The sequence below is a fragment of the Chitinophaga sp. sic0106 genome, assembly GCF_019219075.1.
GTDB lineage: Bacteria > Bacteroidota > Bacteroidia > Chitinophagales > Chitinophagaceae > Chitinophaga.
This window is the reverse complement of the sequence record NZ_JAHUWJ010000052.1, coordinates 1-534: the sequence shown is the minus strand read 5'-3', so window position 1 is coordinate 534 and position 534 is coordinate 1. Positions and strand designations below refer to the sequence as shown.

The 534-nt window shown below is 42.1% G+C and carries 2 tRNA genes and 1 rRNA gene; all 3 read left to right on the top strand.

What is annotated here, in order from left to right:
• A 16S ribosomal RNA gene (locus KW844_RS28875) occupies positions 1-78 on the top strand; the annotation flags it as partial.
• A gap of 138 nt (positions 79-216) precedes the next feature.
• A tRNA-Ile gene (locus KW844_RS28870) sits at positions 217-291 on the top strand.
• 13 nt (positions 292-304) lie between these two features.
• Positions 305-378 (top strand) — tRNA-Ala (locus KW844_RS28865).
• The last annotated feature ends 156 nt before the right edge of the window (positions 379-534 follow it).

Genomic DNA, 534 nt, shown 5'->3' with positions numbered 1-534 from the left:
CCTAGGGTAAAATCGATAATTGGGGCTAAGTCGTAACAAGGTAGCCGTATCGGAAGGTGCGGCTGGAATACCTCCTTTTTAGAGCTACATTATCTGTTAGCTTGTTGTTTCCATTCTCTTTCAAATTAAGTTCTTTAAAACTATTAAATCGCCAAGTTGGAATAATGGACTGGATCGGTTATGAGCGAATGAATAACTTCCAACCGGCACCTAGACAGATCCGTAGCTCAGCCTGGTTAGAGCACTACACTGATAATGTAGGGGTCAGCAGTTCAAATCTGCTCGGGTCTACAAAAATAAGTCTGGGGGATTAGCTCAGCTGGCTAGAGCACCTGCCTTGCACGCAGGGGGTCAACGGTTCGAATCCGTTATCCTCCACTTAATTTTAATTAGTTCTTCTTTATATAATGTACGCCAGTAGGGCACGGAGATCGGATCTCCTACATTGACAACTGCTAATTAATTAGCACAAGTTCTTTGAAAGATTGGAAACAACAGCACGAATCAAATTAGTGATAGTTTGATTCACAAACA